Genomic DNA, 22,182 nt, shown 5'->3' with positions numbered 1-22,182 from the left:
CAGCGTCGCGTAGTGACAACGGAAACGGACAGAATGCTATCGCTTCACCGCTGAGCAGTAATGCTCAGCAGTGTTCAGCGTAAATGTATCAGCACGAGCTGCTGGAATTGGTTGTGGAGCGGCTCAACAGCGGCGAGATTCGCGCCGTGGATTGAGCCCGTTCTCATATTCCAAGCGCCTCAAGCAATACCCGCCAGGCATTGCCTAGAATGGAGATCCCCACCCCCTTTGACTGCTGCCATGAGTTCTCGCTCTTCTGACTGGTTCACGCGGGCTCGCCACATCTTTTACGGCACGGCCACTGCCCTGGTGGAGATCCTCCAAGACCCGGAAAAGCGGGCCGAAAACCTCAACCGCCTCTCGATGGACTTGGCACAACTGGCAGCAGAACTGGAGCAAAAGGGGGAGCTGATCGAACAGGAGGCTGTCCGCTACGTTGAAAGTCTCAGGGATCCAGCCGCCAACGCCCCTGCCACAGTTCCAGACAGCGAGAGGCCCGCTCCTGCTGAGAGTACCCCCCCGACCACGGCTTCCCCTGCCGGCTCTGTCCCTATCTCCAAAGAAGAGATGGCCGAGCTGATGGAACTGATCCACCAGATCGAGTCTTTGCGCCTGGATCTAGAGCGGCTGCGCACAGAACCTCCCTCTGCCTCCTCCTAAGTCTTGTGCGGTTCGACGTCATCACCCTCTTCCCGGAGTTTTTTGCAACGCCGCTGCGCATCGGGCTGGTGGGCAAGGCCCTAGAGCAGGGGATTGCCGAGGTTCACTGCACCAACCCGCGGGACTTTGCCACCGACAAGCACCGCCGGGTCGATGATGAGCCCTACGGGGGCGGGGTGGGCATGGTGCTCAAGCCAGAGCCTTTCTTTGCAGCCGTCGCCTCCCTGCCCCGCCTGGATCCCTGCGAGATCATCTTGCTCACGCCCCAGGGGCAACCGCTGAACCAGGCGCTGCTGCAAGAACTTGCCCAAAAGGCGCAGCTCATCCTGCTCTGTGGCCAGTACGAAGGCTTTGACGAGCGGATCCGCCAACACCTGGCCACCCGCGAGGTGTCGCTGGGCGATTTTGTCCTGACAGGGGGGGAGATCCCGGCGCTGGCCTTGATCAACGGCGTGGTGCGGCTCTTGCCGGGCACAGTTGGTAAGATAGACTCGCTGAGGAGCGAAAGTTTCGAGACGGGGCTACTGGAGTATCCTCAGTACACCCGTCCACCGGAGTTCCAAGGGCACAAGGTGCCGCCGGTGCTTCTCTCAGGCGACCACCGAGCCATCGCCCGTTGGCGTCTGCAACAGCAGTTGGTTCGCACCTGGCGAAGGCGACCAGACCTGTTGGCCAAACGCCCCCTCACGCCTGAAGAACAACAGTTGCTGGCAGAGGGACTGGCCGAGCAGCACACCGATGTGGAGGAACAGGATCGATGTTTGTAAACCGTCTCCGCTCCCCTTTCACCCCTGTTGGCCGGCTTGGGATCCCTGCAGCGCTGGGTCTGCTTCTGCTGGGGATCCTGGCCAGCTCCGAAGTTGCCCTGGCCCAAAGGGGAGATGTCAACGAGGCCATCCGCCGCGACCGCAACGTCCAGTTGTTCGACGGCACCAGCATTGACATGAACGACCTCCTGCGGGCCGCCGAGTTTCTCTCCCGGCAAAATGCCGCCTCGCGTTGGGACAGCAAAGCCGGGATCGACGCAGCGGTAGAGCAATTCAACCGCTCCCGCCGCCCTTTGGTGCTCTCCCCCAGAGCGCTAACGCCTGAGTCCACTCCCGACCCTTGAGAGGGATCCCACCCTCAACAGATCTGTTAAGATCGCTAAGCCGATCTTGCGTGCGCTAAAAGGTGGCGCACCGTTTTCGGGATCCATCAGGAGATACCACCGTGGTTAAAAGCACCTCTTCTAGCAAAGCCGATACGGAACAGCGTTTGGATCCCGCCAGCCGGGGCCACTCCAGTTCCACTGAGTCTAAAGGGATCCCAGGCTTTCTCCAAGAGACCCGTGCGGAGTTGGCCAAAATTGTTTGGCCGAGCCGCCAGCAACTGATTAGCGAATCGGTGGGAGTTTTACTGATTGTGTTGGCCTTCGCCTCGTTCATCTACCTGGTCGATCAACTGTTCGGCTGGCTGGCCACTCAACTGTTCTCGTGAGGTTTTTCCCCAGATGGCCCCTGCCAAGGACTTGGGGAGAGGAGGCCCATGCACACAGACAGATACAGAGAGGAGGTGAGGTGATGAGCCCAGAGCCAGAGCAGCGGCGGAGAGGCCGGGGGGGCCGCCTCGAGCCCCTAGAGCCTGCGGGCACGGCGGCGGAGGGGGAAGAAAGCGAAAGTCAAGGTCGCCGCAACCTGCGCTGGTACGCCGTGCAGGTGGCTTCAGGCTGCGAAAACAAAGTCAAAAGCACCCTGATGCAGCGGGCGGCGGCTCTGGATGTGGCAGATCAGATTGTCGAGGTGGTGATCCCGAAGCGGACGGGCTTCAAGCTCGATCGATCCGGCAAGCGCCAGGAACAAGAGGAAAAGATTTTTCCCGGCTATGTGCTGGTGCGCATGGATCTCAACGACGACACCTGGATGGTGGTGAAAACCACCCCCAACGTGATCAACTTCGTCGGCACGGAAGAGAGAAGGGCCTACGGTCGTGGTCGCGGCCATGTGACGCCACGGCCCCTTAGCCCCAGCGAAGTCCAGCGCATCTTCAGCAGCGTCGAGGTGGAAGAAGTGCCCCTCAAGATCGACATGGCACCTGGGGATCGCATCGAGGTGCTCTCTGGCCCCTTCCAGGGATTTTACGGCGAGGTGGTGGATGTCAGCCCAGAGCGGGGCAAGCTCAAGGCTTTGATCTCGATTTTCGGGCGCGATACTCCGGTAGAATTAGAGTTTGGTCAAGTGCGCAAAGAGGTGTAACCGCGTTTCATGGCTAAGAAACTGGTGGCAGTGGTCAAGCTGGCCATCCAAGCGGGCAAAGCCACCCCCGCTCCCCCCATCGGCCCGGCTCTGGGCCAGCACGGGGTTAACATCATGGCCTTCTGCAAGGAATATAACGCCAAAACGGCCGATCAAGCCGGGATGGTGGTGCCGGTCGAGATCTCGATTTACGAGGATCGCAGCTTCACCTTCGTCCTCAAGACGCCGCCGGCTTCGGTGTTGATCAAAAAAGCCCTCGGCATTGAGTCGGGATCCAGTGAGCCCCACAAAGTCAAGGTAGGATCCCTGACGCGGGCGCAACTGCGCCAGATTGCCGAGCAGAAGCTGCCCGATTTGAATGCCCGTGACGTGGAGGCGGCCATGAAGATCATCGCCGGCACCGCCCGCAGCATGGGGGTGACAATAGTTGATTGATTGTCGATCGACTTAAGGATCTCTAGTCTTTGTTGTCTGGAAGTTTTGGCAGACCATTATGGGGGAGAGAAGTTCTCGCCAGCACCCCGAGGAAAAACTATGGCTCGAAAACTGTCCAAACGTATGCAAGCTTTGCGGGAGAAAGTCAAGCCCATTGCCTATCCCCCCGCAGAAGCCCTGGCCCTGATGAAGGAGACGGCCACTGCCAAATTTGACGAGGCGGCGGAGGTTCACATCCGCCTGGGGATCGATCCCAAGTACGCCGACCAGCAGTTGCGCACCACCGTCGTCTTGCCCCGCGGCACCGGGCAGGAGATTCGCGTGGCGGTGATTGCCCGCGGCGAGAAGGTTACGGAAGCCCAGAACGCAGGGGCCGACCGGGTGGGCTTTGAAGACCTGATCGAGGAGATCGGCAAGGGCGTGATCGACTTCGACCTGCTGATTGCCACCCCCGATGTGATGCCCCAGGTTGCTAAGCTGGGGCGGCTATTGGGGCCGCGCGGCCTCATGCCCTCTCCCAAGGGCGGGACGGTCACCATGGATTTGGCCCAAGCCATCAAGGAGTTCAAAGCCGGCAAGCTGGAGTACCGGGCGGACAAAACCGGCATTGTGCATTTGATCTTCGGCAAGTGCAAGTTTCCCGTCGAAGCTCTGCTGGAAAACCTGAAAGCCGTGCAGGAGTCCATTGATCGCAACCGTCCCCCTGGAGCCAAGGGCAAGTATTGGCGAGCTCTACATGTTTGTGCTACAATGGGGCCCTCGATTGAGGTTGACATCAATGCTCTGCGAGAGCTGAAGTTGGTTGCTTAAGCCTGCTTCGGCGCTGCAAAGGGGCAAAGGCAGTTGCTTGCCGTTTGAATTGGCCATTTTTCCGGAGGATCTGGGCAGAGAAGAGCTTTCCACAGTCGAATAGCGAGCCGAAGACAGCAGGGGCCAAGGGGCTTAATCTCCTGCCGAGGTTTGAGCGGAGTGCTAAGGGATCCCGTTGTGGACTGCTAGGTTACGCTTGCCTCAATGCGTCTCGGCTATGGCTGAGGCGCATTCTCTTTGGCGGCTCCAGATACCCCCTTCCGACGGCAACACCTGTTCGGCTCTCAGTGAGCCAGTGACCACAAAGGAGGTGAGCGTATGGGCAAGCAACCTTTAGCGAAAAAAGCGGAGATGGTCGATGAAGTTCGCTCCCTGTTGCAAGCCAGCCAAATGGTGCTGGTAATCGACTACAAGGGGCTGACCGTTTCCGAGATGAACCAACTGCGGGCGGAGCTGCGCAAGGCGGATGCTGTCTGCATGGTTGTTAAAAATACCTTGATGCGTCGGGCTGTCGCCGACCAAAAGGCTTGGGCAGGAATTCTTCCCTTCCTGTCAGGGCCGACGGCCTTTATCATGATCCGGGGCGATATTCCGGCAGCCCTGAAGGCGTATCAAGATTTCGCCAAGCAAACCAAGAAAACCGAGTTCCGCGGCGCCGCTGCCGAGGGGCTATCTCTGACCTTGGATCAGGCCAAGGCCATCGCCGAGCTGCCGCCCAAGGAGGTGCTCATGGCCCAGGTGGCGGGCAGCCTCAAGTCGGTAGCCACTCGACTGGCGGTTGGGCTCAATGCCGTGCCTACGCAGGTGGCCCGCGGTATCCAAGAAATCCCGGCCTCCCTGGCAAGGGCCATCCGGGCTATTGCCGACAAGGAGGCGGCCTGACGGGCTCGGCCTGTCTTGGGTTCATCGACCCGATTCCACCCTATCCACTTCGTTACCCTGAGGAGACAAGACCATGGCTTCGGAGCGTGTTCAAAAGATCCTGGAAGAGTTGAAAGCGTTGAGCTTGTTGGAAGCTTCCGAGTTGGTGAAAGCCATCGAAGAAGCCTTTGGCGTCAGTGCGGCTGCCCCGGCAGGTGGCATGGTCATGGCTGCTCCCGTGGCAGCAGCAGCGGCGCCGGCGCCGGCAGCGGCGCCTGAACCGGTGGAAGAGCAGACGGCCTTTGATGTCATTCTCGAGGCTGTCCCCGCGGATAAGAAGATCGCCGTCCTCAAGGTGGTGCGCGAGTTGACCGGCTTGGGCCTGAAAGATGCCAAAGATCTTGTGGAGGCTGCTCCCAAACCGGTCAAGGAAGGGATCCCCAAAGAGGAAGCCAACGAGATTAAGAAGAAGCTAGAGGAAGCTGGCGCCACGGTCAAGGTCAAGTAGTCCCGTCGGCAGGGGAAAGGGATCCTCATCCAGAGCGCCTCTTGCTTCCAGAAAAGGGGTGCTGCCAGAGCCCCAAGTTTAACCAGAACGATGAGGGAGGGGCAAAGCAGCCCCTCCTTTTTCACTGATATGCCGCCGCGCCCTGCCCCTCTCCCTCGGCAAGGCAGGGAAATCGTTTGGCTAGTCTCCCCTGGGAGAAGGGGAGGGTTGGCGAGGCCGGCAAGTGCCCAGGTCTCTCTTGCTGATTGGAGCGCTTCAACTCTGAAAACGCCCTCGTCAGCCGGTCGGAAACCCTTACAATGGGTTACGGACGTTCGCCAGCACCCCCCATGGACTTCGGAGTCGGATTTCTCTCCAACAACGTCATGCTGCCGATCCTGGATTTTTTCTACGGGATCGTGCCCAGCTATGGACTGGCCATCATCTTCCTGACGTTGGTGATCCGCTTTGCCCTCTACCCCCTCAACGTCGGATCCATCCGCAACATGCGGCGCATGAAGGTGATCAACCCCCTGATGCAGCGGCGGATGCGAGAGATCCAGGAAAAGTACCGGGATGACCCGCGAAAGCTGCGCGAGGCCCAGGCCAAACTGTACAGCGAGCTGGGGGTCAACCCGCTGGGGGGTTGTCTGCCGCTCTTGATTCAAATGCCGGTGCTGTTTGCTCTGTTTGCCACGCTGCGGGGATCCCCCTTTGCGGCGGTTACCTACGATGTCAACCTGCAGATCCTGCCAGCAGAGGTGGCGGCAGAGGTGGTGCCCACCCCCTACGTCAGCCCCAGCAAGAACATCTTCGTCACCGACTCGGTACACAAGCCGGTGGTGCTGGTGGCGCCCAAGGGCACCAAGATTGCCGTAGGGGAGCAGGTGCAGTTTAGGCTGCAGGGGCCGGGGGGCAAGCCCTTTGAGCAGTTGGTGGCAGAGGCGGGCGGGGATCCCACCCTGTTGCGGCCCACCTGGAAGATCACCAAAGGAGAAGAGCGGGCCCAGATCCAGCCGGATGGCACCTTGCTGGCCCTGCAGCCGGGGGAAGTGACGGTGGAGGTTGCGATCCCGGGCTTGGCCTCTGACACGGGCTTTCTGTTTATCGACAAGTTAGGCCGCGTCGGCGCCTTTGATCCGGATGGCACCATTCACTGGGACATCATCGGCATGATCGTCCTTTTCGGTGTCTCCATTTACCTGAACCAATCCCTGACCAACGCCGGCCAGGAGGATCCCAGCCAGAGCTCGATGGCCCGCATCACCCCTGTGCTGTTCTCGGCGATGTTCCTGTTCTTCCCCTTGCCGGCTGGGGTCTTGCTCTATATTCTTGTCTCCAACATCTTCCAAACCGTGCAAACCTTCTTGCTCTCGCGGGAGCCGTTGCCTGAGAACTTGCAGCAGTTGGTGGAAGAGGAGCGCCGTCGCGCTGCCCAGGCGAGCACAGGGGAAGCCAAGGAGGTTGACCGACCAGCCAAGCCAAAGGCAGCCGGGGGAGGGCGCGAATCCCTGCCCTTTGAGCCCTAGCAAGTCCTTGCTGCTTGGCTTGGGGCGGGCTTAGGTCGAGTGCTTGATACCTCTTCAGAATTGGAAGCTGCCCAGGATGAGCCGCCCTGAGTCCTCTACGGGATCTGTGAAGGGATCCGCCGCCAAAAAATCGCATCAGAAGTCTGAGGGAACCGCTGCGCCTTCCCAGGGCAAGCTTTCTCCTGCCGAACATCGAGAACGGGCCAGGCAGTGGTTGCAGCAGGTGCTGGCGGCGATGGGAATCCCGGCGGTGGTGCGAGTGGTGGGGGAGATAATCGAAATCGAGGCCGATTCTCTAACGCCGGCTCAGAAGCAAATGTTGCTCTCAAAAGCGCCTGCATCGCCCTTGCCGCCGTCCAAAGAAGCCGGCCCCGAGGAAGAGCGCTCCCCGGTGGTTTTGGATGCGTTGCAGTATTTGGCCAACACCCTTCTCAACCTCAACCAGCCAGAAGACCAACAGCAGCCCTATATCCTGGATCTGGATGGCTATCGTCAGCGCCGTTTGCAGGAGCTCAAAGCCTTGGTTGCTGTCGCGGTGGAAAAGGTGAGAACCAGTGGTCGGGAATACGAGTTTCCCGATCTCTCTGCTGCCGAGCGGCGGCAGATCCACACGCTCCTGAAAGACCCTGCCTACGCCGATCTGGAAACTTTCAGCCGTGGCAAGGAGCCTGACCGTCGCCTGGTGATCCGGCGGGCCTCTTCTCGACCCTGACCTGGAGGCGCTGGCTGTGCGGCTCTCTTGCCGATAGGGGCGATTCCGGGATCCCTGCTACCCAAGACGTATAAAGGGGGATGTCATGCTGAGGCCAATTCGTCTATCCGACCTGCGGCAGATGCCTGGTCAAACCCAAGAGGTTCACTTTAGGCAGTTTTTCCCAGGTTTTGAGAGCTTGACCCCTGTGGAGGGATCCCTGCAGGCCAGCCACCGGGGGCATTTCCTGGAGGTGAGCGCCGAGGCCCGCACCATCGTCACCCTCACCTGTCACCGCTGCCTGCAGCAGTTTAACCACCGGCTGCATCTGCAGGTTGAGGAGATCATCCTGATTCGGGAGCCCAGTCCTGAACCCCCGCCCCTGGAGTTGGAATTGCGGGACGAAGAGGATCTGCTGGAGAGCCTGCCGCCCAACGGCGAGCTGGATATCGAAGACTGGATGTACCAACACCTGCATTTGGAGATGCCCCACCAGTTGCCCTGTCGCCCCGATTGCCCGGGCATTGTGGTGGAAGCGGCTGCGCCGCCGCCGGTGGATCCCCGCTGGTCGGCCCTGGCTGCCCTCCTTAAAGACTCTCCCCATCCCTAGCCACTCTCCGCGAGAGGGCTTCGGGCCATGAGCTGTATCGCTGCTGGCTAGAATGACCCCAAATTGGCAGGTTCTTTGGCGTTTTGCTCGGCCCCACACCGTCTACGGCACCAGTGCCAGTCTACTGGGCCTCTACTTGCTGGCCGGGTTCGTGGCCGCTGAACCAACGGCCCTGCTAGCTGTCCTTCCCCAGTTGGGCGTGGCTTGGGTGGCTTGTCTGGCGGCCAATGTCTACATTGTCGGCCTCAACCAGCTCACGGATATCGAGATCGACCGCATCAACAAACCCCATCTGCCCTTGGCCGCCGGCTCCCTGAGTTGGCGACAGGGGGTGGGGATCGTCGCCGCCTGCGGGGTGGCATCCATCCTATTGGCCCTGACAGGGATCCCGTACCTGTTGTTGACGGTGCTGTTGAGCAACGGGATCGGCACGGCCTACTCCCTGCCCCCCCTGCGGTTGAAGCGGTTTCCGCTGGCGGCCTCGGCTTGTATCTATTGTGTGCGGGGGTTGATCGTCAATCTGGGCCTGTACAGCCATTTTCAGCAGTTGATGCAGGGGGGAGTCGAGCTTTCTGCTCCCATTGTTTTTCTGACAGGGTTTATGTCTATTTTTGGGCTGGTGATCGCCCTTTTCAAGGATATTCCCGACATGGAGGGGGATCGCCGGTTTGCCATTGCCACCTTTTCGTTGCGCTTTGGCCAGGAGCGGATCTCAAAGTTTTGCATCGGCATTTTGGCCGCTTGTTACCTAGCCTTTATCGCTTTGGGAAGCTATTTTCTCCTCATGGGCCGGGGCGCCTGGATGCTGTTAGGACATGGGCTGGGGTTGGGGATCCTTTTGGGCTATGGTGTTCGCCTGGATCTGGGTTGCCGCGACGCGATTGTCACCTATTATCAACTGATCTGGAAGTTGTTTTACCTGGAGTATTTGCTCTATCCTTGGGCCTTCTTCCCTTTTTCCTAACATTTGCCAGGAGCCGCGATCTTGCCCCGGCTCAGGCGGGCAGCCGATCTCCAAAAACCTAGAGATACCGCTTCATCTGGATGCGAAAGCGGCCCTTTTTCGTCTCGGCCACCTCTTCAATTTGCAGCCGACCGCGACCGCGAATGGCAATCCAATCCTGGGGGCCGACGGTGTAGCTGGCTTGGGTAATCGGCTTCCAATTAACCCGCACCTCTCCCCGCTGGATCTCTTCCACCATCTTGCTGCGAGACAGGCCAAATCCTGCCGAGGCCACTGCATCCAGGCGCAAAGAGGCTTCCACGCTGGTGATGGACTTCACCCGCGGCGGTTGAACCTTCAACTGGCTGAGAGGGATCCGGCTGACCTTGACGGGCACGCTGCGCACCTGGGTTAGGTTGAGGCTGAGATAGTCCACCAGCTCCGGCACAACGATGGCCTGGGCCCCGAATTCGCCCACCACGAGGATGTCTCCCACCTTCTCGCGGGCAATTCCCGTCGCCAAAAGGGCTCCCAAAAAGTCGCGGTGGGTGGCCGGGTCGAAAAGAAAGTTTCCTTGGATTTGAACGGCGGCCAAGGGGATCCCTTCTGCGCCTTCCACCTCCAGGCTGACCTCAGGGCGGGCCAGGGCTAGGCGTTGCCGCTCTGCCTGGGCATAGCCTCCCCAGGCCATCACCTGCAGTTCGGCCAAGTTGTGCAACCGGCTTTGTACCTCGGCTACTTCTGCCGGGGAGAGAAAGTCACTCCAGACCACTTGCCAGGTTTTGAGGGCTTGCTCCCCCAGATCCAGAATGCGCGCCAAGGTTTCTCGATACTCCGCTCCTTTCAGTAGTTCGGTTCTGGGCAGCATGTTGGGGCGCTTCAATCTTTGCGGTTCTGTTCTGTTTGTCCCATGCTAAGCTAGATCCCCAGGATCCTGGCGGGCGTAGCCAAGCGGTTAAGGCAGAGGATTGTGGTTCCTCCATTCGTGGGTTCGAGTCCCATCGTCCGCCCTGCCGCAATAACCTGGGCCCTGCCAATTTAGAGAAAACCTCAAAACCTTGCAAAACTGCTGGCAACCAAGCTGAGGAAGGGTTCCCGAGGGCCGCACCTGGCAACGGAATCACCCGCAGCTCAGGATCAGGGTTCCCACGGCGTCGATATTGCCCGTCCAACCGGCTTCGATCACCACGGTAGCCTCCGGCATCTCCACAATCGCTGGCCCGCCCAGTTGAAACCCCACCCCCATGCGCCGCCGATCGTAGACTGGGACCGGTCGCATCCGGCCGCCCGTCCAGGCCTGGCGCTCCCCCTTGAAGGGATCCCCTGGCAGGGGGGGCGGCGCCTTTAAAGGCACAGGGGGCAAAGCTTGTACCGCCCGCAGACGCAGCTGGATCACCTCCACCTCTTGGTCGGGATCCTGCCAGCCGTAGCGCTGGCGGTGGGCCTGGTGAAACCGCTGCTCCAAGAGAGAAACCGGATCCGACAACTGGGCCGGGATCTCCAGCTCAAAAGACTGGCCGCGGTAGCGCAGGTCGAGGCTGAAGGAGAGCCCCGGCTCCTGCAGGTCGGCTTGCGCCTGGCGGATGAGGGGCGCCGCCCACTGGGCCAAAAGGGATCCTCCCCCTTCCCCCTCCAACTGTTGCAGCGGCTGCAGGATGGCCCGCCGGTAGTCCCGCCGCAGATCGGCCAAAGCCATACCCAGCGCCGAGAGGACACCGGCAAAGGCTGGGACGAGGACGCGGCGGATCCCCAGCTCTTCCGCCAGGGCACAGGCGTGCATGGGCCCGGCTCCGCCAAAGGCCAACAGGGCAAAATCGGCAGGATCCAAGCCCCGCTCCACGCTGATGACCCGCAAAGCCCGCGCCATGGCCACATTGGCCAGGGTGCGAATGCCAACAGCCGTCTCCTCCAAAGTCAAACCCAAGGGCTCCGCCAGCGTTCCGATGGCCTGGCCGGCCAAGTCCCGCCGTAGGCAAACAGCGTCCCCCAGCCAGCCCCCATCCGGCAAGTAGCCCAGCCAGAGGTTGGCGTCGGTTACCGTGGGAGCCGTTCCTCCCCGCCCATAGCAGGCCGGCCCAGGGTTGGAGCCGGCACTCTCCGGCCCCACCTGCAGCCCCCCGCCCGGCAACAGCGAGGCCAGGGATCCGCCCCCGGCGCTGACGGTATGGATGTCGATCTGGGGCTGTTGCACCGGCAGGCCGCACACCACCGCTGACGGGGTAACCTGAGGGAGGCCGTCTTGAATGAGGGCCACATCGGTACTGGTTCCCCCCATATCGAAGCTGAGCAGATGGGAATAGCCGCTCAGCCAGCCCAGGTAGGCCGCCCCGTAAACGCCGCCCGCTGGCCCCGAAAGCAGCGCCACCGAGGCATGAGCCGCTGCCTGGGCAATGGAAGTGACGCCGCCGGAGGATTGCATGATCAGGGGTTCGGGGATCCCTCGCTGCCGGCAGCCCTGCGCCAAGCGGTGCAGGTAGCCCGCCAGCACCGGGCTGAGGTAGGCATCAATGGCCGTGGTGCTAAAGCGCTCGTATTCCCGAAACTCCGGCGCCACTTCGCAGGAGAGGGAAACATGCAAGTCGGGGAAAGCCTCTCTCAGGGCCGCCCCCAGGCGCTGCTCGTGCTCCGGGTAGAGGAAAGAAAACAAGAATCCCACCCCCACGGCAAGGATCCCATCCCGCTCTACCCGCTCGCCCACTTCCCGGAGGACGCGCTGGATTTCCTCTTCCGTCAGCGGCTCGACCACGCCGCCGGCGCTGCAGCGCTCCTTCACCTCCAGGCAGTGGTGGCGGGGCACCACCGGCTCTGGCTTGGGCTGGGTGAGGTCGTAAAGGGAAGGGCGGTTTTGGCGACCAATGGCCAGCACATCCCGGAAGCCCGCCGTGGTCAGAAACAGGGTGGGGGATCCCTTGCGCTCCAAGAGGGCGTTGGTGGCCACCGTCATGCCGTGGCAGAACACGTCTACCTCAACTGGGCCCAGCTTGTCCAGGGCGGCAAAGACCCCCGCTTCTGGGCTGGGGGTGGAGAGCACCTTGGCTGTCCGGATCTGGCCTTCCTGGAGGAGCACCAGATCCGTGAAGGTGCCTCCCACGTCGATCCCCAGGCGGACCAGGCCCCCCTGCCTCCCATCCTGTTGCTTGCCTTGCGCGCTACTGGCATTGGCCATGGCTCGATAAGACCCTTGGGCAGGCCTCAACCCCTCGCTAGAGACGAGGCCGGGGCACCTCTTCCGACTTGCTTTCCAGGGGTTGCTCCTGCTGCAAAAGCTGGCGAAAGGCCGGCTCGTCCAGCCGGTAGTCCCGCTGCTCGATCAGATCCCGCTCCGTAGAGTAGATGGTGTCCGACTCCCGCACCACTTCTTGGCGGCGGAAGCGGCGGGCAAAGTCGAGCTTGCGCAGCAGCGCCTCGGAGGGACGCTTCAGCCGCTCTTGCCAGAACCGCCGGATGCGATTGCGGCGCTCCACCCCCTGGTTGCGGAACTGCAACGTCAGCCACCGCACTGCAGGCACTGCCAAAAACAGCGTGCCATAGAGAAAGAGGAATCCAATCAGCGGGTAGATAAACGCCAAAAAGGCGTTGCTGCCAGCGGCGGCTGCCACCTCCTCCCGCGCCCCGTAGAGAATGGCCGCCAAGAGGAAATTGAGCACACCCAAGCCAGCAGCTAGGGTCAGTTGCTCAGGGGTGGCGCGGCTAAACACCCAGGGTTTTTCTTGCAACACCTCCGGGATCTTCTTGGAGCGGCGCTCTGAGGCGGCCACCTGTAGCTCTGGGAAGCGATAGACGATATCGCCGTCCTCGCTTACCTCCGGCTGGCCGTCGAACTTGAGCAGAATGGGCAGCATATAGTCTTCGTATTCTAGGGCCGGGGATCCCGGCTCCACATCCAGGTAGGGCAGCACCTGCTCGGCGGCGATCACCCCCCCGTTGGCGCGGATCACTTGGCCGATCAAGGCATAGCGCTCCTCTTCCAGGTTGGCGTTGGGATCCCCGTCCCCAAACAGGAAGCTGTACACCGCCTCCAAAAAGTTCATCTCCGATTTTTCCCGGCGGGGCTGCGCCCGACCGGAATAGCCCCCGTAGTAGGGGTAGGGACTCCAGAAGGGGTTGCCCACCCAAAGGTTGGGGAAGTAGAAGAACCCCACCTCGCGCGAGCGACTGCGACTGCCGCTGCCCTCTTCACGACTGCTGGCCATCTGCAGAGCTATCAACGCCAGGGTGATGAGGATAATCGACACCACCAACAGGATGCCGAAGGAGATGCGCAGCCCGTAGAGAAAGCCGCCCCACAGCTTGCGTCGCAAGGCTGCCAGCCGATCCTGCTGCTCCCTGCGCTTGAGAATGTCGCGAAAGTCGGGCGGGAAAACGTAGGCAATCTCCCCCTGCCGCGAAACCTGGAGATGCCCCCCAGCCTTTTGGGCTAACTTCAGCAACTCCTGTTTGGCCTCCTCTAGGGCCAGGCCTGTGCTGGAGGCAATATCTCCCAGAGTGACCCGCAAGCCCAACTGCTCTACTGCATCGATGACCAATGTCTGTGTAGCCACTCTCAACCTCCGCTGGTTACCTACTGTTGCCCGGGATCCAACTGGGACGCTCGCCCAGCATCTGCAGCCAAGGGTTACAGCCATCCCTATTCCCAGTATCTCTCTTCAACTCGGGGGCGACGAGGGCGGCTGTTGCTGCTTTTGGGTCAGGCAGCCTGTCTCTGCGCCGACCCAGGGCTGGGCTAGGGCAGCCAGGCCATCACCGCTAGCAGGGCGAAAAGGATCCCGATCAACACCCACGTCAGCCGTTGGGTATTCAAGGGGGGAGCAGCCTCGCGGCGGATGGGATCGGCGACTTTTGGCAGGGAAGCTGGGCGGCGGGGGCGCTCATAGACCAGACGGCGTTCCCCTGGCTCGGCCTCTTCCAGATGGCTGAGATCTGGGATTTCGAGCAACCACTCTGCTGGTCGCCGCAGACGCGGAGCCTGCCAGATGCCCAACACGTAGCGGGCCTGTTGAGCCACTTCCGGATCCGGGTTGCCCAGCAAGGTTTGCGCCAAGCGGATCGCCTCCTGGGTCTCTCCAAGGGCCTCCTCGGCCAGGGCCTGCCAGAGCCGCAGCTTGCCCGCTTGCGGGTAGCGGCTTTGGGCCTGTTTCACCTGTTCCAGAACCCGACGGTATTGTCCCCGCTCAAAGCTGGCCTCAATCCGGGCCAGATGCTGGGGCAGGCGCAAGTCTTCGGGAGGGATCAACTCCGGATCCACCGATAAACCCCCCTAGGTAAGCTTTTGTTCTACCCCAAACCCCACCAGCAGCAGCTCCTCCAAGGGCTGACCGTGAGGGGGTCGTTGGTAGGTGAGGATCTGGCGCAGGCGCAGGCGTGGGTTAAGCAAGGTGATGGTATCCACAGCAACGACGCGGGTGTAGGTGGTGGTCATCACCAGTTGCAGGGATCCGGGATCGAAGCGGAAGCTGGCCACTATGGGGCGGTCTTCCTCATAGGCCCGATCCCGCAAGTAGTCGCCCTCCAGCCCACGGGGCCCTTCTCGCCGGGGCACGAAGAGCATGTTTAGCTCTTGCCCAGCCTCCTCCCCTTTTTCGGAAACCGTCTCAAACGCCAGGTGGAAGCCCAAAAACCCGTCCACACCGTGGTTGGGGTAGTTGTTGTCGGCCAGGACCTTCTCCTTGAGCTCAGGGGTGAGGGTGCGAATGGTGAAGTCGGTGCGCGAACGCTCCACCTCCCCTCGATCCAAATAGTGGTAGGTGCGCTCGGTGTGCCAGGCGCCAATGCAGCAGTTGAAGAAGTGGTGAAATTTTTGCAGGGCATTCATGCCAGAGGGATCGAGAGCAGGGCCAAGTGGACGGCTAAACCCGATCCTAAAACGAATCGCAGACAAACAGGCACTCCCCTTCTCCCCCTCAGGTGTTAGCTGCCGCTGGGATCCCCTGGGCCACCGACAAAGTCGCCCCCAACACTTCCAAAGCCCGCTGCAACTGCCCATCCTCAGGGCCGCCCAGGCTTTCTGCCGTCAGGGGAACAGGGCCCGCGGCCACCTCCACATCGGGCTGGATCCCTTGGCGATGAATGTCGTGGCCGTTGGGGGTGAGGTATTTGGCAGTGGTCACGGCCAGCCCCGAGCCGTCCGCCAGCTCCAGCAGGGATTGGATCAGCCCCTTGCCGAAGGTGCGCGTTCCCACCAGTTGCGCCCGTCCGCTGTCCTGCAACGCCCCCGCCAAGACTTCGCTGGCGCTGGCACTGCCCTGGTTCACTAAGACGACCAAGGGGGCTGCCGTGAGGACTTCGCCGGTGGCGGGAATGCCGTCCTGAATGCCGTAGCGATCCGTCACTCGCACGATGTCGCCTTTGGGGATCCAAAAGCGAGCAATCTCAATGGCCGCCTGCAGTAACCCTCCGGGGTTGTTGCGCAGATCGAGGATGTAGCCCCGCACTCCTCGCGCTTCTGCGGCCTGGATGGCCTGACGCACTTGAGCGGCGGCATTGCCGTTAAACTGGCTGAGGCGGATGTAGGCTACCTCCCCCTGGGGCAGCTTGAAAAAACCGGTGCGCACCGGGTTGATCAGGATGGACTGCCGCACCAGCTCCACCTCCCAGATGCGCTCCTGCCGCCTTAGCCGTAGGCTAACGGTTGTGCCGCTGGGGCCGCGCATGCGTTCTGCCACCTCATCCAAGCTCAGCCCTGCCACTGGCACCTGATCCACCGCCAGGATCTCATCTTGAGGTTGGATCCCGGCCCGCTCGGCAGGAGTCCCCTCCATTGGGGCGATGACCCGTACTGCCCCCTGCCCGTCGATGGCAATCTGGAGGCCGACGCCGCTCAACTCGCCAGCAGTGGAAGTCTGCAGGCTGAGGTAGTGCTCCCTGTCCAAAAAGCGGGTGTAGGGATCCCCCAGAGTTGCCAGCATCTCCTCGATGGCCCGGTAGGTCTCTTGCCGATCCTTCAGGGGCCGAGAGAGAAAGCGCTGGCGCACCTGCCACCAGTTCTGTCCGTTGAAACCCGGATCCACGTAGGCCCGATCCACATAGGCCCACGCCTGCGCCAGCAGTTGCTGCTCTTCCCCCCAGCGGCTGGCCTGCACCTGACAGGCGCCAATGCCCAAACTCGCCCAGAGCAGGCACCCTAGCAACAAAACTCGGACAGCCTGGCGTAACCCCCATCCGATCCCCAACCCTCTGCAACTGCTTCCCCCAGATCTCGGCTTCTGCGCAATCATCGGATCCCAAACTGAAGAAGAAGCTAAGAAATACTAAGAAACGTGAACAAGATGAGACATCAGCAGGCGTTTGGGCTGTTGGTGTAGGGATCCCTGTCTCAAAGCTGAGCCCGACTTCATGATCGTGTTAACGAATTGTGTTACAGTGCTATAGGGAGTGGGCCCGCCCCGCCCTGGATATCCAACTCTAAAAATTGCAGGCATCATGAGCAAAGTTTACGACTGGCTAGACGAGCGGCTGGAGATCACGCCTTTCGTCGATGACGCAACCGGAAAATTCATTCCGCCCCACGTTAACATCTTCTACTGCCTCGGCGGCATCACGCTGGTGTGCTTCCTCATTCAGTTTGCTACCGGCTTTGCCATGACTTTTTACTACCGTCCAACGGTGGCCGAGGCTTTTGAATCGGTCAACTACATCATGACCCAGGTCAACTTCGGCTGGCTGCTGCGCTCCATCCACCGCTGGAGTGCTTCCATGATGGTGTTGATGATGATTCTACACACCTTCCGGGTTTACCTGACGGGGGGGTTCAAGAAGCCGCGCGAGCTGACCTGGGTAACCGGCGTGATCTTGGCGGTACTGACGGTTTCCTTTGGGGTTACCGGTTACTCCCTGCCTTGGGATCAGGTGGGCTATTGGGCAGTCAAGATCGTCTCCGGGGTGCCCAGTGCCATTCCGGTGGTGGGGGATGCCCTGGTCCAGCTTATCCGCGGCGGCGAGGCAGTTGGCCAAGCCACCCTCACCCGTTTCTACAGCCTGCACACCTTTGTGTTGCCTTGGCTGACGGCGGTCTTCATGACGATGCACTTTCTGATGATCCGCCGCCAGGGCATCTCCGGGCCTTTGTGATCCCAAACCGGTTCTTGTGAGCCGGGCACCCTGGATGCATCTTTTCAGAACTTTTGCCCTAGACAAGGAGAATGGCTATGCCGGTCTCAAAGCAAGTGATAGCAACCGAGGCGATTACCCGCAAAGTTGACCTAGACAATCCCAAAGTTTTGGCCAAGCTGAAGAAGAACATGGGCCACATGACCTACGGGGAGCCCGCTTGGCCCAACGATTTGCTCTTTATGTTCCCGGTGGTGATCCTGGGCACTATTGGGGTGATTGTCGGCCTGGCGGTCATGGATCCGGCGGGTGTCGGCGAGCCGGCGGATCCCTTTGCCACGCCGCTGGAAATTCTGCCGGAGTGGTATCTCTACCCCGCGTTTCACATTTTGCGCATTGCTCCCAACAAGCTCTTGGGCATTGCCCTGATGTCGGCCATTCCGGTCGGCCTTCTGTTTGTGCCTTTCATCGAAAACGTCAACAAGTTTCAGAATCCGCTGCGCCGCCCCGTGGCGACGACGGTGTTTTTGATCGGCACCTTGGTCACCCTCTATTTGGGCATTGGCGCCACCTTGCCTCTGGATAAGTGGGTCACCCTGGGCCTGTTCTAGAGGGCAGAATATCGGCTTGATAACTCTGAGTGCAGCAGGCCGGTGGCCGGGCTGCACTTTTTTTGGACGTAGGGGACTTTTCGGCAAACCTGGGGGCCAAGGGATGGTAATATCGCTACGCATTCTTTTGCTGTGACCGCCCATGAGCGTTCCTTCCTCTGCTGTCCGAACCTATCGGATTACAGCCCTGGCCGGAGATGGGATCGGTCCTGAAATCATGCAGGTGGGGCGGGCGGTTTTGGATGCGGTTGCCGCTCAGGTGGGGTTTTCCCTCCAGTGGCAGGAGGGCTTGATTGGCGGGGCCGCCTACGAAGCCACGGGGGATCCCTTGCCGCCAGAGACCTTGAAAATGGCCCAGGAGAGCGATGCTGTTTACTTGGCGGCAGTTGGCGACTTTAAGTACGACACCCTGCCGCGGGAGAAGCGCCCTGAGCGAGCTTTGTTGGGCTTGCGGGCGGGCCTGGGGCTGTTTGCCAACTTGCGCCCGGTGAAGATCTTTCCGCAACTGGTGCAGGCCTCTTCCCTCAAGCCGGAGGTGGTTGCCGGGATCGACCTGGTGGTGGTGCGGGAGCTCACCGGCGGCATCTACTTCGGCCAACCCAAAGGGATCTTCACAGATGCCAAGGGATCCCGGCGGGGTGTGAACACCATGGCCTACAGCGAGGCGGAGGTGGATCGCATTGCCCGTGTGGCTTTTGAACTGGCCCGCAAACGCCGGCGCAAGCTCTGCTCGGTGGATAAAGCCAATGTCCTGGAAGTGTCACAACTGTGGCGGGAGCGGGTTACCGCCATTGCGGCTGAGTACCCCGACGTGGAGCTGTCCCACCTGTACGTCGATAATGCTGCCATGCAGTTGGTGCGCTGGCCCAAGCAGTTTGACGTCATTCTCACGGAGAACCTCTTCGGGGATATCCTCTCCGACGAGGCGGCGATGCTGACCGGGTCCATCGGCATGTTGCCCTCTGCCTCTTTGGGATCCTCTGGCCCTGGGGTGTACGAACCCGTACACGGGTCAGCCCCGGATATTGCCGGACAAGACAAGGCCAACCCCATTGCCCAGGTGCTCTCCGGGGCAATGCTGCTGCGCTACTCCTTGGATCAGCCCCAGGCTGCCGACCGCATCGAACAGGCCGTCGAGGCGGTTTTGGCCCAGGGCTACCGCACTGCCGACATCTACTCTGAGGGGATGACCCTCGTCGGCTGTCGGGAAATGGGGGAAAAGATCTTGGCTGCTCTGGCCCAGCAGCAAGCCTCCCCCCAAGGATCGCTCTCAGCCCCTGGTGGTTGAGGGGAGGTTCCCTCGTCGCTGCCCTGCCCTGGTGGCACGGCTACTCCTCTCCCAGAGGGAGGGATTGTCCCGACTGGTAAATTCCTGGAAACGGCCCTAGGGGCAGCTTCTCCCCCTAGGCAAAGCGATGGCCAAGCTGCATTGGGTCGTGGACGGTGATCTTTTTCTTGTGGATGGAAATGTAGTTCTTCTTGCGCAGCTCCCCCAACAGACGAGTGATGGTGACGCGAGTGGAGCCGATCGCTTCCGCAATGGCCTGGTGGGATAGCTTGAGATTGATGGTGACTCCATTGGGGCCGGGCACCCCGAAGTCGCGGCAGAGGATCAGTAGAAAGCTGACCAGACGGGATCCCATGTCGCGGTGGGCCAGCGTCTCGATCATCATCTCCGTCTGCAAGATGCGGGAAGACAGGCTCTTGAGGAGCAACATGGAGAGCTCAGCGTTCTCCCGCAAGGATTTTTCCACCTGTTCGATGGGCAGAGAGAGCAGCTCGACGCGGGTAAAGGCCACCGCGTGATAGAAGCGGTCGGAGCGCTGCCCCGTGATGAAGGAGAGCACCCCAAAGATGCTGTTTTCCCGCAGGAGAGCGACGGTAATTTCTTCCCCCATTTCGTAGACCCGCGAGAGCTTGACAGCTCCTTTCACCAAAAAGTAAACCCGCTCCGCCGGATCCCCAGGAAAGAAGATGGTCTTACCGCGCTCAAACGTTTCGATAACCGGAGGATGGTGAGGCCCTCCCAACTGTTTGAAGGCTGCAACCAGAGATTTTTCTGCAATGGCCACTGCCATATTCTTCAACCTTTTAAGGTCAGTTTATCCCTTAGAATCAACCCAACAAGATCAGCCAGGAGTGCCGGGGTTGAGCTGCCCGCTATTGACCCAAGCCACCCTTGACTCAAAAATGACCTCGGCGGCAAGATTATCCTAAGCTAAAAGACTCTGCTTGGATATCTTTGTAGCAGGAGCTACATCTTTGAAGTCTTGTCTCCTGTCCAAGATATGCCTCTAGCGCACTGTTTTGGGACGGTGCAGGCGGGAGGTGCGAGGAAAGTTATATGGGGATCGCGCAGGGTGGGGTTGCCGCCCCTTCTCAGCTAAGCCGTCAGCATTTCACGGTGCGGATGCCGGAGCCGGCCAATCACCTTTTGGAGGTGGAACTACAGATCCAAGAGGTGGATCCAAAAGTACCTCTGCAACTGCGGCTGCCGGTGTGGACGCCGGGATCCTACCTGGTGCGGGAATATGCCCGCCATGTGCAAGAGTTTCAGGCAGCAACGGAGCAAGGGATCCCTTTGGCCTGGCGGAAGGTAGATAAGCACACTTGGGAGATCGAGCCGCCCCGCTGTTCGGCTGTCGCGATCCGCTATCGGGTCTACGCCTACGAGCTGACGGTGCGCACCAACCATTTGGATCTCACCCACGCCTACTTCAACGGGGCGGCGCTCTTTCTCTACGTGCCCGGTCGCGAGCGGGAGCCCTACACCTTGACGATAATCCCTCCCAAACCCGACTGGCACGTCGCCACCAGTTTGCGACCTTTGAGGTCTTCTTCTGAGGATGCTGCTTCCGGCCAGTCTTTTGTGGCGGCAGACTACGACGAGCTGGTGGATAGCCCGGTGGAGGTGGGCCTGCACCAGTTGCGGTCGTTTGCGGTGGAAGGGATCCCTCACTACTTCGTGGTCTGGGGAGCGGGCACCCTAAATTTGGAGCAAGCGGTGGCCGATGCCGAGAAAATTGTCCGGGCCACGGCGGCGTTTTTTGGCGAGCTGCCCTACGACCGCTACTGGTTTATTGTGCATTTGTCAGCCGGGGGATTTGGCGGCCTGGAGCACAAGTACAGTGCCACCCTCAATTATTCTGGACTGGAGCTGCATCAGCCCCACTCCTACCGCCGCTTTTTGGCGCTGCTGGCCCATGAGCTTTTCCATGCTTGGAACGTCAAGCGGCTGCGCCCTCTGGCTTTGGAGAAAATTAACTACAACCAAGAAAACTACGTGGACTGTCTGTGGTTTTGCGAGGGGGCAACCAGCTACTACGAAAATGTCATCTTGCTGCGGGCAGGGATCCTCAGCGCCGAAGATTTTTTAAAGATCCTGGCCGAGCAAATTGGCCGGCTGCAGCGCACTCCAGGTCGAGCCGTACAATCGCTGCGAGAATCCAGTTTCGACGCCTGGATCAAGCTCTACCGTCCCCACGAAAATAGCCTCAACAGCCAGGTTTCCTATTACCTAAAGGGCGCTTTGGTCTGCTGGCTGCTAGATCTGCACATTCGCCACCTCTCAGGGGGGCAGGGATCCCTGGACACGGCCCTGCGGGATCTGTGGCAGCGCTTTGGTCGGACAGAGAAAGGCTACAGCAACCAAGACTTGCAAGAGGCGTTTGAGCGGGCAGCCGGCGCCGATCTCAGCCCCTTTTTCGCCGCCTATGTGGACGGCACGGAAGAGCTAGACTACAACGCCTACCTCCACCCCTTTGGCCTCACCCTCAAGGTTCACTTCAGCCGACCCAACCCCATCCCATACCTGGGCCTCAATTTCAACGGCGAGGGCAATCGCATCAGCGCAGTAGAGATGGGATCCCCGGCGCAAAAAGCGGGCATCTGGGCCGGCGATGAGCTGGTGGCCCTGGATGGGTTCAGGGTGAGCGCTGCCAACTTGGCGGAACGCTTGACGGCTTATCAGCCCCACCAGATCATTTGTTTGAGCGTTTTTCAAGCCGATCAGTTGAAACATTTCTGGATCCCGTTGGATCCCCCTCGGCCCGATGTCTACACGTTGGAGGTGTTGCCTGAACTGACTCCTGCTCAAGAAGCCCTTCAGCAAGGCTGGCTGGGATCCCTTGTCGGCGCCCAGCTTCGGTCAGAGGCAGGTCCCCATCTGCTTGAAAATTCACCTATCTCCTCCTATCATGTTGAGGCAAGCAGGTAATCCAGTTAACTGGAAAGAAAAGTAACAGCAGCAGAGGACAGGAGTATCT

Annotated in this window: 24 protein-coding genes, 1 tRNA gene and 1 other annotated feature; of the genes, 18 read left to right on the top strand and 7 right to left on the bottom strand. The window is 60.5% G+C overall.

Annotated features, from left to right (window positions below; genetic code table 11):
- Positions 1-240: 240 nt before the first annotated feature.
- From ACVW0R_RS10725 to ACVW0R_RS10665, 13 genes are all read left to right on the top strand, one after another.
- Positions 241-660: a hypothetical protein gene (locus ACVW0R_RS10725; RefSeq protein WP_457502038.1), complete on the top strand. Its 420-nt coding sequence runs from the start codon at positions 241-243 to the stop codon at positions 658-660.
- Between the two features lie 5 nt (positions 661-665).
- Positions 666-1,427: a tRNA (guanosine(37)-N1)-methyltransferase TrmD gene (gene trmD / locus ACVW0R_RS10720; RefSeq protein WP_011430605.1), complete on the top strand. Its 762-nt coding sequence runs from the start codon at positions 666-668 to the stop codon at positions 1,425-1,427.
- Entirely contained in the window at positions 1,418-1,771 is a 354-nt protein-coding gene (locus tag ACVW0R_RS10715) for a hypothetical protein (protein ID WP_099813121.1), read from the top strand. The genes trmD and ACVW0R_RS10715 overlap by 10 nt, the downstream gene beginning before the upstream one ends.
- Before the next feature lie 101 nt (positions 1,772-1,872).
- Positions 1,873-2,139 carry a preprotein translocase subunit SecE gene (secE, locus tag ACVW0R_RS10710; protein WP_011430607.1) on the top strand — a complete coding sequence of 89 codons (267 nt, stop codon included), beginning with the start codon at positions 1,873-1,875 and terminating at the stop codon, positions 2,137-2,139.
- 83 nt (positions 2,140-2,222) lie between these two features.
- Positions 2,223-2,894, top strand: coding sequence for a transcription termination/antitermination protein NusG (nusG, locus tag ACVW0R_RS10705; protein ID WP_011430608.1), 672 nt, complete (start codon positions 2,223-2,225; stop codon positions 2,892-2,894).
- Positions 2,895-2,903: 9 nt separating this feature from the next.
- Complete coding sequence (rplK, locus tag ACVW0R_RS10700) at positions 2,904-3,329, top strand: 50S ribosomal protein L11 (protein ID WP_011430609.1); 426 nt, start codon at positions 2,904-2,906, stop codon at positions 3,327-3,329.
- Positions 3,330-3,428: 99 nt separating this feature from the next.
- Positions 3,429-4,139, top strand: a complete 711-nt coding sequence (rplA, locus tag ACVW0R_RS10695) for a 50S ribosomal protein L1 (protein ID WP_011430610.1) — start codon at positions 3,429-3,431, stop codon at positions 4,137-4,139.
- Positions 4,140-4,228: 89 nt separating this feature from the next.
- Positions 4,229-4,384, top strand: a sequence feature (ribosomal protein L10 leader region).
- A gap of 73 nt (positions 4,385-4,457) precedes the next feature.
- Positions 4,458-5,021, top strand: a complete 564-nt coding sequence (gene rplJ, locus ACVW0R_RS10690) for a 50S ribosomal protein L10 (protein ID WP_099813120.1) — start codon at positions 4,458-4,460, stop codon at positions 5,019-5,021.
- 73 nt (positions 5,022-5,094) lie between these two features.
- Positions 5,095-5,508, top strand: a complete 414-nt coding sequence (rplL, locus tag ACVW0R_RS10685; RefSeq protein ID WP_011430613.1) for a 50S ribosomal protein L7/L12 — start codon at positions 5,095-5,097, stop codon at positions 5,506-5,508.
- Positions 5,509-5,837: 329 nt separating this feature from the next.
- The gene (yidC, locus tag ACVW0R_RS10680) at positions 5,838-7,016 is read left to right on the top strand and encodes a membrane protein insertase YidC (RefSeq protein WP_457502037.1); all 1,179 of its coding nucleotides are present in this window, start codon (positions 5,838-5,840) and stop codon (positions 7,014-7,016) included.
- A 76-nt stretch (positions 7,017-7,092) separates the two neighbouring features.
- Positions 7,093-7,728: a Jag family protein gene (locus ACVW0R_RS10675; RefSeq protein WP_240527859.1), complete on the top strand. Its 636-nt coding sequence runs from the start codon at positions 7,093-7,095 to the stop codon at positions 7,726-7,728.
- 85 nt (positions 7,729-7,813) lie between these two features.
- Positions 7,814-8,317 carry a YceD family protein gene (locus tag ACVW0R_RS10670; RefSeq protein WP_011430617.1) on the top strand — a complete coding sequence of 168 codons (504 nt, stop codon included), beginning with the start codon at positions 7,814-7,816 and terminating at the stop codon, positions 8,315-8,317.
- A 52-nt stretch (positions 8,318-8,369) separates the two neighbouring features.
- Complete coding sequence (locus tag ACVW0R_RS10665) at positions 8,370-9,281, top strand: homogentisate phytyltransferase (protein WP_011430618.1); 912 nt, start codon at positions 8,370-8,372, stop codon at positions 9,279-9,281.
- A 58-nt stretch (positions 9,282-9,339) separates the two neighbouring features.
- Here ACVW0R_RS10665 and ACVW0R_RS10660 read toward each other — a convergent pair whose 3' ends face one another.
- Positions 9,340-10,128 carry a photosystem II S4 domain protein gene (locus tag ACVW0R_RS10660; RefSeq protein WP_011430619.1) on the bottom strand — a complete coding sequence of 263 codons (789 nt, stop codon included), beginning with the start codon at positions 10,126-10,128 and terminating at the stop codon, positions 9,340-9,342.
- Between the two features lie 69 nt (positions 10,129-10,197).
- Between ACVW0R_RS10660 and ACVW0R_RS10655 the strand changes: the two genes are divergently transcribed.
- A tRNA-His gene (locus tag ACVW0R_RS10655) sits at positions 10,198-10,270 on the top strand.
- 110 nt (positions 10,271-10,380) lie between these two features.
- On the opposite strand, the gene ACVW0R_RS10650 is transcribed toward ACVW0R_RS10655, so the two are convergent.
- The 5 genes from ACVW0R_RS10650 to ACVW0R_RS10630 form a co-directional block, all read right to left on the bottom strand.
- Positions 10,381-12,426 carry a hydantoinase/oxoprolinase family protein gene (locus tag ACVW0R_RS10650; protein ID WP_457502036.1) on the bottom strand — a complete coding sequence of 682 codons (2,046 nt, stop codon included), beginning with the start codon at positions 12,424-12,426 and terminating at the stop codon, positions 10,381-10,383.
- 37 nt (positions 12,427-12,463) lie between these two features.
- A complete protein-coding gene (locus ACVW0R_RS10645; protein ID WP_041438408.1) occupies positions 12,464-13,801 on the bottom strand; it encodes a hypothetical protein in 1,338 nt (445 codons plus the stop codon).
- 182 nt (positions 13,802-13,983) lie between these two features.
- Positions 13,984-14,505 (bottom strand): hypothetical protein, encoded by a 522-nt coding sequence (locus ACVW0R_RS10640; RefSeq protein WP_228375239.1) that lies wholly within the window; start codon positions 14,503-14,505, stop codon positions 13,984-13,986.
- A gap of 12 nt (positions 14,506-14,517) precedes the next feature.
- Entirely contained in the window at positions 14,518-15,072 is a 555-nt protein-coding gene (locus ACVW0R_RS10635) for a phycobiliprotein lyase (RefSeq protein ID WP_011430623.1), read from the bottom strand.
- 88 nt (positions 15,073-15,160) lie between these two features.
- Positions 15,161-16,474 (bottom strand): S41 family peptidase, encoded by a 1,314-nt coding sequence (locus ACVW0R_RS10630; protein ID WP_457502035.1) that lies wholly within the window; start codon positions 16,472-16,474, stop codon positions 15,161-15,163.
- Positions 16,475-16,679: 205 nt separating this feature from the next.
- Here ACVW0R_RS10630 and petB point away from each other — a divergent pair, with 205 nt between their 5' ends.
- The 3 genes from petB to leuB all read left to right on the top strand — a co-directional run bounded on the left by petB (position 16,680) and on the right by leuB (position 19,205).
- Positions 16,680-17,327 (top strand): cytochrome b6, encoded by a 648-nt coding sequence (gene petB / locus ACVW0R_RS10625; protein ID WP_011430625.1) that lies wholly within the window; start codon positions 16,680-16,682, stop codon positions 17,325-17,327.
- Positions 17,328-17,404: 77 nt separating this feature from the next.
- Complete coding sequence (gene petD / locus ACVW0R_RS10620; RefSeq protein ID WP_049749760.1) at positions 17,405-17,917, top strand: cytochrome b6-f complex subunit IV; 513 nt, start codon at positions 17,405-17,407, stop codon at positions 17,915-17,917.
- 142 nt (positions 17,918-18,059) lie between these two features.
- Entirely contained in the window at positions 18,060-19,205 is a 1,146-nt protein-coding gene (gene leuB, locus ACVW0R_RS10615; RefSeq protein ID WP_011430627.1) for a 3-isopropylmalate dehydrogenase, read from the top strand.
- 115 nt (positions 19,206-19,320) lie between these two features.
- Here leuB and ntcA read toward each other — a convergent pair whose 3' ends face one another.
- Positions 19,321-19,995, bottom strand: a complete 675-nt coding sequence (gene ntcA, locus ACVW0R_RS10610) for a global nitrogen regulator NtcA (protein WP_457502034.1) — start codon at positions 19,993-19,995, stop codon at positions 19,321-19,323.
- A 266-nt stretch (positions 19,996-20,261) separates the two neighbouring features.
- Between ntcA and ACVW0R_RS10605 the strand changes: the two genes are divergently transcribed.
- Positions 20,262-22,133 carry a M61 family metallopeptidase gene (locus tag ACVW0R_RS10605; protein WP_457502033.1) on the top strand — a complete coding sequence of 624 codons (1,872 nt, stop codon included), beginning with the start codon at positions 20,262-20,264 and terminating at the stop codon, positions 22,131-22,133.
- Positions 22,134-22,182: the final 49 nt, after the last annotated feature.

The organism is Thermostichus sp. MS-CIW-15 (assembly GCF_054060575.1).
Note: the sequence above shows the minus strand (reverse complement) of the source record. Positions and strands in the feature narration are given on the sequence as shown.